The sequence below is a fragment of the Tetragenococcus halophilus genome, from assembly GCF_001712815.1.
GTDB classification, from domain to species: domain Bacteria; phylum Bacillota; class Bacilli; order Lactobacillales; family Enterococcaceae; genus Tetragenococcus; species Tetragenococcus halophilus.
This window is the reverse complement of the sequence record NZ_CP012047.1, coordinates 2,018,429-2,033,168: the sequence shown is the minus strand read 5'-3', so window position 1 is coordinate 2,033,168 and position 14,740 is coordinate 2,018,429. Positions and strand designations below refer to the sequence as shown.

The following is a 14,740-nucleotide window of genomic DNA, read 5'->3' as shown; positions in this document are numbered from 1 at the left end:
GGGAGTAACATTAAGCTCTTTTTTTATTGCTCTTTTTTAGTTGTTAATTCGATCAATTTTTGTTTTAAGCCTTCTTCCATTTCGCCAAGTTCTAGCTCTGCATGACGACGGTTTTCTTTACCTTCTTTTTGAATACGTAGTGTTTCTTCGATTGTTTCTACTAAGTCATCTTGTGTTTGTTGTAAAGTATCGACATCGACGATGCCACGTTCGTTTTCTTTGGCAGTTTCGATGGCCGAGACTTTCAACATTTCAGCGTTTTTCTTCAATAAGTCATTTGTCGTTTCAGAAACCTGTCTTTGAGCAGTAACCGCGTCTTTTTGACGTAACAGCGTTAAAGCAATGACGACTTGGTTTTTCCATAAAGGGATCGCTGTATTGATCGAAGACTGAATTTTTTCTGCTAAAGCTTGGTTTGTGTTTTGAATTAAGCGAATTTGTGGCGCTTGTTGCAAGGCAATTTCACGGGTCAAGCGCAAATCATGGGTCCGTTTATCTAAGCGATCTAAAAATTGAGCGTAATCATTGGCCATTTGCACATCCATTTGTTCACCGGTTTGTTTTGCTTTCTCCATTGCTTCGGGAATAGTTTTTTGTTCTAATTCTTCCATCTTCACTTCGCTAGCGGCAATATAAATATTTAAAGCGTCAAAATAGTCCTTATTTTTTTGATAGAGCTGCTCAAGCATTGCATGGTCTTCAAGCAAGCCTTCTTTTTCCTTATCTAATTTAACAGCAACTTTATCCACTTGTGCACCAATTTTTTGGTATTTTGCTGTGATTTCATAAATCGACTGTTTAACTTTACCGAACATCCGTTGGAAAATGTTGCCCTCACCGGCACGAAGTTCGTCAGGATTGGCTTCTTGCAAACGGTACATTAGATCGTTAAGTGTATCTCCAATCGGCCCAATATCAGAAGTTTGTACTTGACTTAACATTGATTGTGAAAATTCACTCAATTTTGTTTGTGCTTTTGTTCCATAAGTTAACACCGCTTGTTGATCTGTAGCATCAATCTGATCGGCTAGTTGCTTGGCTTGCTGTTGCCTTTCTTCAGATAATTTATCAACTAAACGAGGTGCTTGTTCTTGCGTATGTAGATCGGCGATTTCCTTTTGTTGAGTGGCTGTTAATTGATTTAAATCGGGTGTAAATGAATCATCCATCAAATCTTCTAAAGTCTTGTCGACAGAAGTTGATTGGTTTGAGCGGTCGGACATAACAATTTCCTCCTTCAATAGTTTGAAAAACAGAAGAAGATAAAAGTTGAACTTTTATCTAGCTTCATGTTGTTTGTAATCACCGTTTTGTTTTAAACTTTGTTTAGCAATAGTCATTTCTACATCTAAATCGTCTAAATCATCAGCAACAAATTTCTGATAATCGATTGCGATTAAAGCAGCCATCTGGTCGATGATTTGAATACTTTCTTCAATCTTATCATAAGTATCACGATTTTTTATTTCGTGCTCGTTGATTTCCATAAATTTGTCGGTTAAATCCACTAAGTTTGGTAGATGTGTGTATAAAAAGTGGTTCGCTTCAGGCATTCGTTTAGGAGAGTCAACAATTTCTTTAAATAAAGCCTTAGCTGCTTTGATGGTATCATGACGTAAGTCAACGGCTCTTAGTTTGCCGCTTTTGTTCATTGTTGCTTGTAAGTGATCAATTTGTTTTTTTGTTTGATTCATCGTTTGACGGAACATATCGATTTCACTGTCAGACATCCCAGCATTGATATAATTTTGTTCTCTTTTTTTTGATAGCGTAGGTAATTCATTTTTTTTAGCATGCTTCGATTTTCCCTTGAAACCATAATAGATTAAAAAGCCACCAGCGACAAAAAACAGCAATGGGAAATAATCGAATGAGTCATTTCCGGAAAAAATGTTAAGCAAAAAAATGACTCCCAAAATGACGCCAATCCATAATGCCCATCTTGAATTTTTCATTTCTAAACCTCCTAAAATCCTTGTATATAAACGCCTTATGTTATTTCTCTACTCTTTTATTCTATCATGATATAGTAAATAAAAGAATCCGACTTACGGTGTATTTCGATAATTTAGAAAAAACATAACTTTTTAATTTCATATGTTCATGAGCTGTTAAGTTTTTTCAATACACTGTAAAATCGGACTTTCTTATATTTATGTTTTTAATGAGTAGAATTGATTTTAAGATAAATCTAAAGAGTTTTCTAAAGAGGTTCTTTACTGAAGAATGCTACTTATCACATTCACAGCGTCTGTTTTTTGTTCCTTATAGACACCTGCGTAAACGTCTAAAGTCATACTAATATTTGTATGACCTAATAGTTCTGATACTGTTTTGAAGTCTTTTCCTTGGCTAATAAGAATCGTTGCAAACGTATGCCTTAAAGCGTGTGGGCTTAATTGAGGCAATCCACTTCTTTTGCAAATACATTTTACCCAATAATTAGGAGAAGACATTTCTATAAAACTATTTTTACGATTAGAAAAAACAAGTTGCTCTTTATCCATTGTATTGAATCCGTATAGCAACATTTCTTCTCGTTGAATTTTACGCCAATGTTTTAATATAGCGATTGTTTCATTATTTAAAGGTATATCACGCTTAGAATTCTTGTTTTTAGGTTCTTCCAAGTATGGGCGATTATTCTTGCCTTTGGCTAATGTTTGGCGTATCTTAAGTGTTTGGCTGGAAAAGTCAACATGCTTCCATTGTAGACCTAGTAATTCCCCTTGTCTTGTGCCTGTGTTAGCCATTAAATAAAAGAAACTAAATTTCTTTGTATTTTCGTGTTCTTTTGCATAAGTTAAGAAGATATTTAGTTGCTCTTGCGTAAAATATTTGATTTTTGATTTCTCAAAATCTTCTTTTTTCCGTGGCATAAAAATCCGATCGACTGGGTTTTTATCTACAATACCTTGTTTAATCGCAAACTTAAATATACGTGATATATTGAAAATAAATGTTTTAAATTGGGTGTGCGTTTTGCTTTTTTCGTTAGCAAACTTTTGAACTTCAGTTATGGTTATTTTTCTAAGCGGTTTATTGCCAAATTTAGGCAAAATGTGGTTTCTGAAATCACGCTGTAAAATCATAAGAGTTGATTCTTTAACCGTCATTTTATAACTTTCTAACCATAACTCATAAATATCTTTGAAAGTATCGCCAGTGGTTTCTTTTTTAAAACCGTTCTTATCAATTTCTACTAATTTGCGATTAAGAAATAATTGTGCTTCTTTCTTGCTGTTAAATCCTCTTTTTTCAACGTTAACTTGTTTCCCTGTGTTGGGATCAATTCCTAAATATCCTGAAACTTTCCAAGCGGTTTGACCGCTTTTTTTTGTGTATTTTGTATATGTTGCCATTATTTTCCCTCCGTGTTGCTACGCTGGGGGCGTGTAGGGGAGGGGAGGATTAATTGTTGTTATCATCAAACATATTGCTACGGTCGTAATCCAAAATTAGTTTAGAGATTTTGTTATAAACATTAATTAATTCTGAAGGATCGTCTTCTTCGACATTAATTCGATTATACAAATGAAATAAAAATTTGTTAAGAAATTTTCTTGTTTCATTAGCGAAGTAATAATTAGTTTTTTCAACATCTCTTAGTCTTTCGATGAGGTCATTCAAATTATGCATACTTGAAATTTCCTCTTTAGTATACTCATTGTAATTTTCTATAAAGTGTAGGGAACTTGCATACACCTGGTTAGCTACATCATTTTCTGCACTACTTACAGCTTCCTCAAGTGAAACAAATGGTAATTTATCTTCTTTATTTACGTTATAAATCCTTTTCAGATCACCTAAAGTTGTTTTTCCTTCCATTAGATATAAGAAAGATACATCCATTTTTTTAGCCAGCTTGGATACCGTTTCGATACTAGGTGACTTCCTGTTATTTTCTAAATCGCTTAGATAGGTTCTTGATATTCCAAGTTTTTTAGCAAAAGCTGTTTGAGTTTCTTTTCCTCTAATTTTTCTTAAATTTTCACCTAAAGACATTCTTTCACCTACTCTCGTTTGCTATAAGTCTAGCATAAATAACAATTAGACGCCAATAGTTTCGTAAGTATATTTTTTGACGCCGATAGTTGCAATTGACTTTAATTAATGTTAAGATGATTTTACAAAGCGAAACGCCGATAGTTTCGCTTTATAAATAAACGATATGACGCCGATAGTTACATCGTGTAAGGAGAGGTGAAACAAATGCAAGTAATGCTAACAGACGAACAAAGCGCTTCTTTACAACAATTTATTTACGAAACAACCAAACAAGCCATTGCTGAAGCAAAACATAATGCGGGCGTAGATAAACGCTTTTTACGCAAAGGCGAAACAGCTGAATGGCTTGGAATCTCAAGAAATTCACTTAACAAGCTTGAACGTGAAGGCATGAAGTCAATTGTAATAGACGGTATAACTTTTTTTGATCGTGAAGAAGTAACAAAATATTTACTAAGTAAACAAAAATAATCTTACTACAACTGGGGCGTGTAGGGAGCATGAAGGAACAAAAAGAATACGAGAAGCAAGCAAAAATTATTATGATTCGTTTATCAAAATATATTCCAATCAACGTGGAAGATGAAGAGAGTTATATAAAAGGTTTAATAAACGGATTAAAAGCAGTAGACAGACAAAAAGAACGAGGAAATAAATGAAGACAAAGAAAAAGCCTTTTGCTAAAAAGTCCTGGCAGACGTAGCAAAAAGGCAAGGCAAAATATACGGTTATAATATAAACCAATTTCTTATATTATAACCTGAAAAGCCTTAAATAGCAAGCTTTTGGAGGTAATAAAATGAAATTTAAAACAAGAAGAAGACTGTTTATTATAGCTTTAATAGCCATTGTGTCGCCACTACCACTTTTATTGAAAGCAATGGTTGTTTTACCAGCCATACAGTTATTACTCATAGATTCTGACGAGTGGAGGGCTAAAAATGGATAGACAAGAAGCCATTCAGAAAGCAGCAAGACTTGCAAATGAATATATTAAAAACAGAAATGACGCTGAACGTAAACATAAAGAATTAAATCAACTATTTAAACAATTTCATCTTTCATGGGACGAAATCAACGAGGAGGATAAACACAATGCAAAGAAATAATAATGAAGAAATGTTCACACAAGCGTGTAAGCTCACTAATTTAGCGGATCATTTAAATTTGGCAGAAATGCTATTAGATAATGTAGCGGTAAGCAGGGATAACAAAGATAATGGCGCTGTTCATTATTTCTTAAATAAAGAATTAGACAGCGTACAAAACAACATCATAAATATACAAAATCAAATTCAAGAGATTTCTGATGTGTTAACAGATATTTATAACGAGGAAGACAACCTTCAAGAATCTACTAAAAATACTAGTTTATTTGAATCTTTGGAGGTTGAAAATGATGATGTACGTTAGTCAAGGATATAGAACAGCTAAAATGAAGCCATCAGAGAGCGAGAAAGCACCGTTTGAAGAGTTACTGGAGTTTCCGCCACAAAAAGCACCAGAAATAACCGAGAAAAGCACTTCAAAAGAAATTGATAAGTTTAAAAGTAATAAAATCGGGTATTTTATCGCTGGGAAATTAAAAAACAATACACGAAATAATAGCAATCTGATAGAAAAAGAATTAGTTACATTAGATTATGACGACTTAGGCAATATGCTGTATACAAAGTTTGTAAATACGATTAAAGAGAAACTAAAAGGTATTCGCTTCATTTTATACCCAACGATCAAGAATAACTTGCCAGATTATGGCATGCGGTATCGGTTAGTAATAGACACTAACCGATCATACAATCAAAAAGAAAATGGTCGTTTGATTGTAAATCTAATTGAACACATTGGGTTACCTTGTGACCCCAAAAGTGAAACTTACAGCCAGTGCATGGGTTTGCCATATCTTAATGCTTGTAGTTCTGAAAAATTAATCGTAAAGCAAGACGGCGAACCGTTGGAAGTAAAAAAATGGCTATATGAACCGAAAAGAAAGGAAAACAAACTTTCCTTTACGACCAATTACAGGAATGTAGGCGGAAAATATACAGGCGTGTTTCTCAATAAGGTTATTGAAGGTACAGCCGAGGGCAACCGTGATGTGTGGCTAACCAGTGTTATAGGCACGATGTTAAATCAAGGTGTAGAGGCGCAAAATGCTTATATGATGGCTGATGTAATCAACCAAAACTTTATTAATCCGCCTTTGAGTGATGAACAAGTGAATAAAATTTATTTGAGCATATTAGATAAAGAAACAAGAAAGAGAGGGGTTGCTATTTGATGAAGACCATTCCAAAAGATATTGAAAAATCAATTATCAGTTTTGAAAAGGTAAAGCAAGAAGAACCAAAAGAACTTGAACCATTTCATATAAACATTGAAGTGAACAAAATTGAAAAAGAGGCTAAAGATAAAGGCAGCGATTATTTTAATGAGGCGGTAGAAGAGCTTAAAAAAACAACGCCTTGTTGGGTTTGGTTCACAGGCATAGTAGACACGGAAATAAAACCTCCTAAATATTCCATAGAACATGGTTTTGACCACGAAAAAATGGGCGATATGATTATTAAAAGATTTCACCTTGTAAAGTATCCCAAACTACAAGTAGGCGCTGTTTATGGGAAAAAGAAAGGTGCATGGCGTTATTTCGCAGGAAAAGATGAAATGAGATTCTTTGTTGAACGTGAAGTTTTGAGGGAATTACAAAACTGGGGGTATTATGACCAGAAATATATCCCTTGGTCGAGAATATACATTCTTCAAAAGGTTTATGATCCAAGTTATCCGAGTGAAACGCCGTTTGATAGGAGTAAACCGGAGCTAGTCGTATTTAAAAATGGCACATATAATATCTTGACTGACAAAATGAAACCTCATGAGGCAAAAGATTATATATTGCTTTCGTATGATTATGATTTGGACACTAGCGGTAGAGATACGCCGTACACAGATTCTTTATTAGATGGTTTGGTTGGAGAGAATGCACTTTTCTTAAAGCAATTTATTGGGTATACGTTTTATAGAAGTCACGCGCCAGCGCAAGAAATGGTGTTTTTAAAAGGTTCAGGCGGTGAGGGGAAATCGAGCTTTCTTAATTTCTTATCAGAAAATATTTTTTGTGAAGATAATGTTTCTTCTGTAACACCGCAAGATTTATCAGATGATCGTTTTCAGGTTGTAGAGTTATTGGGTAAGGCTGTAAACGTTAGTGCTGATATTAAAGACGATTATATAGAAGACAGCAGTATTATAAAAAGGTTAACGGGGAATGATTCGTTATTCGCTCAATATAAAGGGGTGCAAGGCTTTACTATGCGAAACCATGCGAAGTTGATATTTAGTGCGAACACGTTGCCGAGGTTTAAAGACTTAACAGAGGGCTTTTCTCATAGATTGGTTGTTATACCATTTCTAAACGGCAATCAACGTTTAGATTCTGCCACTTTTTGGAAAGAACACGATATGAACAAGGTTAAAGAAGAAGCAGCAGCGTTTGCTTACTCTTGTATCCAAGAATTTAGGAAAATTTTTGATGGTAAGCGTGCATTGTTTACGAAACCGGAAAGTTTGTTAGAAGCCACTAACAATTGGATCAATGAAAATGATCATATCGGTGAATTTATATCAACTAGTGTCAAAATTCATCCTGGTGACGACAGAGGGGAGCTTTCTTCCACGGTATTTGCTGAATATAAAGCATTTTGCCACCAAAATGGTTATTCTCCCAAATCTAACCAAGAATTTCGTAAATATTTAGAAACCAAAGGGATTACAAAAAGAAAAAGTAGAAGTCAGTTTAATGATGGGGGATCTAATTCACAAAGGTACGTCGGTTTAGAGTTAACAGCTTCTTATATCAATGACGGATTAAATAGATAAATTTGTTCCAATTGTTCCAAGTTTTGGGCAACTTTGTTCCAAGTTTTTTCCCGTAATACCAGTGTTTGGGCAATTGTTCCAAGTTTTTGCTACATATAATGAATTAAAAGATAAGTATACTAATTATATATATATAAATGTATGTGCAAAAAAACTGGAACAATTGGAACACCCTTATCATAACAATGGTTGCAGCGTTTTTTTTGGAACAAAACCTGCCCAAACCTGCCCAAAAACTGGAACAAAACTAAAAAAGGAGACAATATCATGCAACAAGTAAACAGATTTGTAGGAGCACGACCAGATAACAGAGCTATATTATCAATGAACGAATGGCTAGCAAAGAATGATGATGTAAAAGTGGTTCAGATGGATATACAGAATCAAGGGCATATTGAGATTATCACGATCGTTTATGATGACCTTGCAAACACAAAACATGAACATGAAGAAATGGTTACTATACTACAAAAAATCAATGGTTCAATTTCAGATATAAATTTTAATAAGGAGTGATAATATGAACTGGCAATCAACAAACAACTATCCTTTCCCCAATACTGGGGAAGACCTAGCATTACGCAAAGCTGCTTATCGGTTCTTTATAAAACGTATGGGCTTTGATAAGCAAGCACCCTATGAGCCTGTTAAAGACTTATCTAAGCTATTGCATGGGGATAGGGGTTATAACGCAGGACGTACCCCTAGCGACCGTGGCCTATCTTACTACCCATGGTTAGACCATGCCATGTACCTACGTGATACTACTAGGCACTATACTGTACTTCTGACGCAACCATATCCATATGATAAGAAGCTTGTTACTACTAAAGGTTTGAACATGACAGACTTAACAACGTTGAAGATGTATGCCAAAGAATTTAGTTTCTATTGGCCAGAAGTAACAGAGATTCATTTAATCACTACGAAAGAAGCAGCTAAGCGTTATGAGATCATCATTACACAAATACATGAAGAGTTGTTCCGTGCGTTCTGTGTGGAAGCTGTGAGGCAATTAGATGAAGCCTAAACGATTATGCAATCATGCTGGATGTAATGCATTGGTTGACTATAACCAAACATATTGTAGTAAGCATGAACCAGAAGCAAAGAAGAATCTTTATGACAATTACGAAAATAGAAAAAAGATTGGTGGTAAATACTTTTGGTTTTACAAGTCTAAGCAATGGCAAAGACTATCTAAGCAGTATAGAATCAATCATCCAGTATGTGAGCATTGTTTAAAAGATGGCATTGTACGCCAAGCGGAGTTAGTCGACCATATTATTGAAGTACGTGATGATTGGGATAAACGGTTAGATGAAAATAATCTTCAATCGTTATGCAAGTCTTGCCACTGGAAGAAAACAAAAGAAGAACAAGAAAAAAGGAAAATAAAAAAATAATTTTCTGTACTATAACAGATTAAAAATCTGTACTAGTAGCTGAAGAAAAATTCAAAAAATTTATTTTCAAAAAATAAAAATTAAAAAAATAAAATAACAAATGGGGGCGCTTGTCTTTCGGCAAAAAAACGAGCCGCATCTCATTTGTTTACAAAAACCCGATTTAAAAAGGCTTTATATCAACGTTTTATGTGATGATTACGTTATATAAGGTCTTTTTTTATATGGTTAAATAACTATCATCAAAGTGTGTTTACTATTGTAATCTATATGTTTATCTGTTATAATACAGGTGTAGCTGATATAGTACAGACAACCAAATAAAGGCTTTCGATACTGAGCGCCCGTGAATCTGAATCGAACACGAACACACGACCAGCGCAACAGCCTATATAAACTAAAAAAAGGAGGGAAGAACGTGGCAAATATCAATTTACTAAAAGATGATAAACAAAAATCCAGTAATGAGGATAATGCCCAACGGCAAGACGCTTTGAAAGAGCTGTTCAATTATGAAGACTTTTCAATGACCGACCCCCCTGCTTATTTTCCGCAAGCTGCTAAAGCTGAATGGAAAAGATTGCTTCCTATTTTAAAAAAAGATTTTCCTATGAGTGAAACCGACTATGGCAATTTTGTAGCTTATTGTTTGGCTTTTGCTCGAATAAAACAAAGTGAACACGAAATAAAGAAATATGGTACATTTCAAAATAATAAAGATGGCAGTAAGCGAGAAAACCCAGCTGTACGGACACAATCACGAGCTATGCATGACTTAAAAGCAGCTTCTACGGCTTTGGGTATGACGATGATTGAACGGCAGAAAATGGCTTTAAACAAAGCGAAAGCTGAGCCTGAAAAAGATCCGTTTGCAGAGTTGATGAATAATGAATGATTACATTGAAAAAGTGCTATCTGGCGAATTATTAGCGCCTGAGAAGATAAAAAACGCTTGCCAACGTCATAAAAATGACTTGGAACGCAGCAAATTGGAAGACTTTCCTTATATATTTGATGAAAAACAAGCCAATAAGGCTATTCAATTCATGGAATTATTACCCGGAACAGATGGCAACACAATCAAAATGCTAGGCTTTCAGAAGTTTATCATTGGTTCATTGTATGGTTGGAGGACAAAACAAGGGGATTTACGACGTTTTAACCGTGCATTAATCTCTATGAGTCGTAAAAACTCTAAGACCTATCTTGCAAGTGGGATTGGGGCAAACGCCTTAATTATGGAAAAAGAACCCGCAGAAGGTAGGCAGGTATTATTTACAGCTAATAGCACCAAACAGGCTAGAATTGGCTATGATATGCTGGCTAATTCACTTCAAGCCGTTTCTAAACAAAGTAAATTCATGCGGCAACAATTGAAAATTATGCAATCGAAAATTGTACATAAACCAAGCAATAGTTTTGCTATGGCTTTGGCCAGTGAAACCAATACATTGGACGGGTTCGGCGCTACGGTAGCGATTCGAGATGAAGCCCACGAGGCAAAGACACGCAAAGTAGAAAACGTGTTGAAATCAGGCATGATGAACCAAAAAAATGGTTTGTTGGCCACGATAACCACAGCGGGCTTAGATTTGAATGTACCGCTGTATTCGGATTATTTGTTAGCTGATCGCATTCTAAAAGGGTTAGATGAATCCGAACGCTATTTTATTGCTATTTGGGAATTGGACGACGAAAAAGAAATCCATGACCAATCAAAGTGGATTAAGGCAAACCCAATTTTTGAAAGCGAAGAAATCAAAAAAACAATGATTTCAGCTATTCAAGATGATGTACAGTTGGCTTTGAAACAAGACAATTTAAACGCTGTATTGGTTAAAAACTTCAATTTGTGGCGTCAAGCAAGTGAGGATAGTTATTTACCTGCGAAAGATTGGAACGCCGTAGAAGTCCAACCACAGACGATTAAGGGCAACCCTATTTATATTGGTATTGATTTATCGAAAACGGATGACTTAACTTCTGTTTCTTGGATTGTGCCTATTGATGGCAAGCTTTACTGTGATAGTCATTCATTTGTGGCCACTAAGTATGGCTTAGAAAGCAAAGAAAAGAAAGATGGCTTACCTTATCGGAAGTTAGAGCAGGTAGGCGAGTGTTCCATTACACAACTAGAAAGTGGCATTGTAGATTATGAACAAGTATTTGACTTCATTCAAGGATTGATTGAAGAGAATGAATTGGATTTACAAGGGATTTGTTATGATCCGTATAATGCAAACTCAATTATTTCAATGGCAGAAAAAGAAAACTACCCAATGTTAGAAGTACGACAAGGCACACGAACATTAAACGTGCCAACTCGGACTTTTAGGGAACAAGTTTTTGCGGGAAATATCATTCATTCAAAGAATACCATCTTAACGCATGCCGTAAATAACGCTTTAACTAAGGAAGACAACAACGGTATTCAAATCAACAAAGCTAAGAACAGTAATAAAATTGATCCAATCGCAGCATTAATGAATGCTTACGTGTTTGCTATGAATCATTATGAAAATCAAGAAAGGAGTGTGGCGGACAATGAATTTTACAAATCTGAAGCATTTTCTTTCTAATAATGTACAGGCGGTGTTACTAATCGCTGGCTTTTTTTGCATAACCGTGGCTATTACATTTCTAACAAGTATCTTTTATGGTTTGTTAGCGCTGGGAATTATCCTAATAGTTATAGCATTCATCATTAATTATGAGAAAGGGGGTTAGATAATTGGGATTCTTTACAAAGAAACAAAGTACAACTGGCGACCCATTTCTTGACGCAGTGGTTACTATGCAATCAGATAATGGCAGTTATAGCAGTGTGGGTGCTATTCGCAATAGTGATATCTTTACCGCTGTTTCAATCATTGCAAGTGATGTGGCTTCTAGTCCACTTCAAATTATAAAGAATGGATTGCCTCAAAAGGATAATCGATTGACCGAATTAATCAATGGTCAACCTAACGAAGTGATGGACGGTTGGCATTTAAAGTTTGCGTTGGCAGTTAACATGTTATTAAACGGTAATAGTTATGCCGAAATACGACGAAATGGCAACAAGGTGCAAGCCATTGAATTATTGCCAAACTCTTCTGTAACGGTCACACAGACCGATAACGGGGAATTACGTTATAGCGTTGGTGAGAAAAAACGACGTGTAAAGCCTGAAGATATATTACACTTTAAATTCTTCACGCAAGATGGCTTAACAGGATTAAGCCCGCTCTATGCCTTGCGTGATGAAATGAAAATTCAAAAGACAGGTAACAAAATGATTAGTAATTTCTTTTCTCGTGGGGTAAATGGTAATGGCATCTTAAAAGTAAATAAAGCTGATTTAGACAATGAAGCCAAGAAAAACATTCGAGAAAAATTTGAAGAAGCTAACGGGGCAGACAATGGCGACAATACATTGAGAACCATTATTTTAGATGAATCAATGGACTACAAAAACTTAGAAATTAATACAGATGTGTTGAAGTTAGCCAACTCACACGATTGGACAAGCCGACAAATTGCGGCAGCGTTCCGTATTCCCGTAGAACGTTTAGGGGTGGAAAATACGCATAGTAATACTTCACAAAGTAATCTGATTTACGTAAAAGAAACCTTAATTCATTACTTTAATTGTTTTACCAGTGAATTAAATCGAAAGCTAGAAACTAATTTTCGTTTCAATGTTGACCGTATGTTAGAAAGCGACCCAGATACTAAAGTAAAAAATATCTTGAATCAAGTCCAAGGTTCGTTGATTACGATTAATGAAGGACGTTCAAAGGTAGGACTTCCACCTGTGGAGGGTGGCGATCGTATGCTAGCAAGTTTGAATTACACATATTTAGATACTTTAGAAGAGTATCAACGAAAGGAGAACACAGACAATGGCGAACAATGATGAAGAAAAAGAAAAACGCTTGACGGAAGAAGCCGAGTTGGAAGCAAAAGAAAAAGAAGTGGACAACAAGGACGAGGAAAGCGAAGAAGAAACAAAAACCATTAGTGGGTATGCATTGAAATTTGATGAACCTAGCAAGGATTTAGGGGGCTTTGTTGAAGTTATTACGCCCGAAGCATTAAAAGACGTTGATTTTTCTAACTGTTTCTTGCTATATGACCATGATTATAGTAAACCACTAGCTAGCGTGAAAAATGATACGTTAAAAATTGAAGTTGATGACGTGGGATTGCATTTTGAAGCAACGCTAAATGATACCACCTATGCTAAAGACGTGTACGAAAATGTTTCAACGGGTGTTGTGGATTCTATGAGCTTTGGCTTTGAGTTAGGTATTGATTCTTTTGACGAAGACGAAGAAAGCGGCGAAGTGACACGCAGCATTAAAAACATTAAGAATATTCCAGAAGTAAGTGTGGTAACTATGCCCGCTTATGATTCACCCAATGTACAAGTGAACAAGCGTTCATATAATAAATTCATTAAGAAACAACAAGAAAAACAAAAAGGAGCTAATAAAATGGAAAAAACATTAATTGACAATCAAAACACAGAAGTACGAAACTATGAAAACTATATCCGTTCCAAAGGCGAAGTTAGAGATGTAACAACAGAAAACGCTGCGGCCGTTGTACCTGAAGAAGTTATTGGCGAAGTATTCGACTTAAAACGTTCAGATTACAACTTAGCCCAATATGCGACCGTAAAAAACGTTTCTAATGGTCAAGGTACTTACCCAGTTGCAACCAATCAAGAAGCCATTTTGGCCACAAAAGAAGAACTGGCAGAAATTGAAGACATAGACGCAGACATGTTTGCTAATGTAGAGTATAAAGTTGAAACTCGTGCGGGTAAGATTGCTTTATCGAATGAAGTTGTAGAAGATTCTGAAGTAAATATTGTGCAAGAAGTCAAGGAACAACTAACAAAACTAGTTGATAATACAGACAACAAACATATTATTAATGTATTGAAAGACTTTCCTAAAAAGTCCGTATCTACCTTAGATGGATTAAAAGAAATCAACAATGTAACTTTAGATCCTGCTTTAGATAAAACCGCGATTTTGAATCAATCAGGCTTTAATCACTTAGATACATTGAAAGATTCAGACGGTCGTTATATCTTACAACCTGATGTAACAGCACCAAGCGGTAAAAGCTTATTTGGATTGCCTGTGGTTTTAGTTAGTGATAAATTGTTTGCTAATCCAAAACAAGGCACTTATCCAATGATTGTGGGCGATATTGCGCAATCGGTCTTTGTGGCTCGTCGTAACCAAGTAACGACCCAATGGGAAAAATTCGACTTTTATTCTCAAGGACTAGCGGCAATTATCCGCAACGACTACAAGAAAATTGATGATGAAGCTTCTGTTTATGTTGAATTTACGCCAGATAACGAGGGCAATTCGGGGGAGTAATACCGCCAACAGTTGGAAAAGCTAAGGTAGATAAAACAAAATTAGAAGAATAGACTGGTGGGGAAC

General features: G+C 35.4%; 18 protein-coding genes. 14 read left to right on the top strand and 4 right to left on the bottom strand.

Going from position 1 to position 14,740, the window contains the following annotated elements; genetic code table 11:
* Positions 1-23 precede the first annotated feature (23 nt).
* The 4 genes from AC806_RS09695 to AC806_RS09680 form a co-directional block, all read right to left on the bottom strand.
* Entirely contained in the window at positions 24-1,223 is a 1,200-nt protein-coding gene (locus AC806_RS09695; protein ID WP_061840714.1) for a toxic anion resistance protein, read from the bottom strand.
* Positions 1,224-1,277: 54 nt separating this feature from the next.
* Positions 1,278-1,955 carry a 5-bromo-4-chloroindolyl phosphate hydrolysis family protein gene (locus AC806_RS09690; RefSeq protein WP_061840713.1) on the bottom strand — a complete coding sequence of 226 codons (678 nt, stop codon included), beginning with the start codon at positions 1,953-1,955 and terminating at the stop codon, positions 1,278-1,280.
* A 261-nt stretch (positions 1,956-2,216) separates the two neighbouring features.
* Positions 2,217-3,362, bottom strand: coding sequence for a tyrosine-type recombinase/integrase (locus tag AC806_RS09685; RefSeq protein WP_069029238.1), 1,146 nt, complete (start codon positions 3,360-3,362; stop codon positions 2,217-2,219).
* A 49-nt stretch (positions 3,363-3,411) separates the two neighbouring features.
* Positions 3,412-4,005 (bottom strand): helix-turn-helix domain-containing protein, encoded by a 594-nt coding sequence (locus AC806_RS09680; RefSeq protein ID WP_069029237.1) that lies wholly within the window; start codon positions 4,003-4,005, stop codon positions 3,412-3,414.
* 207 nt (positions 4,006-4,212) lie between these two features.
* On the opposite strand from AC806_RS09680, the gene AC806_RS09675 reads away from it, so the two are divergent.
* The 14 genes from AC806_RS09675 (at position 4,213) to AC806_RS09620 (ending at position 14,674) form a co-directional block, all read left to right on the top strand.
* On the top strand, positions 4,213-4,479 hold the full coding sequence (locus AC806_RS09675) for a helix-turn-helix transcriptional regulator (RefSeq protein ID WP_069029236.1): 267 nt from the start codon (positions 4,213-4,215) through the stop codon (positions 4,477-4,479).
* A 29-nt stretch (positions 4,480-4,508) separates the two neighbouring features.
* A complete protein-coding gene (locus AC806_RS11895; protein WP_156768853.1) occupies positions 4,509-4,667 on the top strand; it encodes a hypothetical protein in 159 nt (52 codons plus the stop codon).
* Positions 4,668-4,807: 140 nt separating this feature from the next.
* On the top strand, positions 4,808-4,957 hold the full coding sequence (locus AC806_RS11890; RefSeq protein WP_156768852.1) for a hypothetical protein: 150 nt from the start codon (positions 4,808-4,810) through the stop codon (positions 4,955-4,957).
* A complete protein-coding gene (locus AC806_RS11885) occupies positions 4,950-5,117 on the top strand; it encodes a hypothetical protein (protein WP_156768851.1) in 168 nt (55 codons plus the stop codon). The genes AC806_RS11890 and AC806_RS11885 overlap by 8 nt, the downstream gene beginning before the upstream one ends.
* Positions 5,104-5,421 carry a hypothetical protein gene (locus tag AC806_RS09670; RefSeq protein ID WP_069029235.1) on the top strand — a complete coding sequence of 106 codons (318 nt, stop codon included), beginning with the start codon at positions 5,104-5,106 and terminating at the stop codon, positions 5,419-5,421. Before AC806_RS11885 ends, AC806_RS09670 begins: the two co-directional genes overlap by 14 nt.
* Positions 5,405-6,289: a primase alpha helix C-terminal domain-containing protein gene (locus tag AC806_RS09665; RefSeq protein WP_069029234.1), complete on the top strand. Its 885-nt coding sequence runs from the start codon at positions 5,405-5,407 to the stop codon at positions 6,287-6,289. Before AC806_RS09670 ends, AC806_RS09665 begins: the two co-directional genes overlap by 17 nt.
* Positions 6,289-7,887, top strand: coding sequence for a DNA primase family protein (locus tag AC806_RS09660; protein ID WP_069029233.1), 1,599 nt, complete (start codon positions 6,289-6,291; stop codon positions 7,885-7,887). Before AC806_RS09665 ends, AC806_RS09660 begins: the two co-directional genes overlap by 1 nt.
* A 267-nt stretch (positions 7,888-8,154) precedes the next feature.
* Positions 8,155-8,403, top strand: coding sequence for a hypothetical protein (locus AC806_RS09655; protein ID WP_069029232.1), 249 nt, complete (start codon positions 8,155-8,157; stop codon positions 8,401-8,403).
* A gap of 4 nt (positions 8,404-8,407) precedes the next feature.
* Positions 8,408-8,917 (top strand): hypothetical protein, encoded by a 510-nt coding sequence (locus AC806_RS09650; protein WP_069029231.1) that lies wholly within the window; start codon positions 8,408-8,410, stop codon positions 8,915-8,917.
* A complete protein-coding gene (locus AC806_RS09645) occupies positions 8,907-9,293 on the top strand; it encodes an HNH endonuclease signature motif containing protein (RefSeq protein ID WP_069029230.1) in 387 nt (128 codons plus the stop codon). Before AC806_RS09650 ends, AC806_RS09645 begins: the two co-directional genes overlap by 11 nt.
* 418 nt (positions 9,294-9,711) lie before the next feature.
* Positions 9,712-10,188, top strand: coding sequence for a phage terminase small subunit P27 family (locus tag AC806_RS09640; RefSeq protein ID WP_069029229.1), 477 nt, complete (start codon positions 9,712-9,714; stop codon positions 10,186-10,188).
* Entirely contained in the window at positions 10,181-11,872 is a 1,692-nt protein-coding gene (locus tag AC806_RS09635) for a terminase large subunit (protein WP_069029228.1), read from the top strand. Before AC806_RS09640 ends, AC806_RS09635 begins: the two co-directional genes overlap by 8 nt.
* Before the next feature lie 152 nt (positions 11,873-12,024).
* Positions 12,025-13,191, top strand: coding sequence for a phage portal protein (locus AC806_RS09625; RefSeq protein WP_069029226.1), 1,167 nt, complete (start codon positions 12,025-12,027; stop codon positions 13,189-13,191).
* Positions 13,178-14,674 (top strand): phage major capsid protein, encoded by a 1,497-nt coding sequence (locus tag AC806_RS09620; protein ID WP_069029225.1) that lies wholly within the window; start codon positions 13,178-13,180, stop codon positions 14,672-14,674. The genes AC806_RS09625 and AC806_RS09620 overlap by 14 nt, the downstream gene beginning before the upstream one ends.
* The last annotated feature ends 66 nt before the right edge of the window (positions 14,675-14,740 follow it).